1 protein-coding gene is annotated in these 569 nt (G+C 60.3%); it reads left to right on the plus strand.

What is annotated here, in order from left to right; all coding sequences use genetic code 11:
* On the plus strand, nt 1-569 hold a 569-nt coding region (locus L981_RS31845; RefSeq protein ID WP_043626381.1), incomplete at both ends, for a porin.

The following is a 569-nucleotide window of genomic DNA, read 5'->3' on the forward strand; positions in this document are numbered from 1 at the left end:
GGGCACCGAAACCTGCCTCAAGATCGGCGGCTTCATCCGCTTCCAGGTTGACTACGGCCGTGACGCCGTAAACAACAAGCAGGGCTGGGGCAACCGCGGCACGTCTGACTGGGATGCCTTCTCGCGCGCTTACATCTCGTTCGATGCCAAGAGCGACACCGAGTACGGCACGCTCACCGGTTTCTTCGCTGCTGAATTCAACGCCGATAACGACTCCGACGAAGGCGACAGCCTGATCGACGTCGATGAAGCCTACATCCAGCTGGGTGGCCTCAAGGCCGGCTTCTTCTACAACTGGTGGGATAAGGGCCTGAACGGCGAAACCGACTCGCTGGGCAACAACACCGAGTTCAACTCGATCGCTTACCTCTATGACGGCGGTTCGTTCCAGGCCGGTATCTCGATCGACGAACTCGAAGGCACCGAAACCACCAAGAAGAACGGCATCGGCGTTTCCGGTATCGTATCGGCTTCGCTCGGCGGCGTTTCCTTCGACCTGCTCGGCGGTTACGACTCCGAGTTCGAAGAAGGCGCGATCCGCGCTCTGCTTTCGGCTGACCTCGGCCCGG

The sequence above is a fragment of the Ensifer sp. ZNC0028 genome, from assembly GCF_000799055.1.
Lineage (GTDB): Bacteria > Pseudomonadota > Alphaproteobacteria > Rhizobiales > Rhizobiaceae > Ensifer.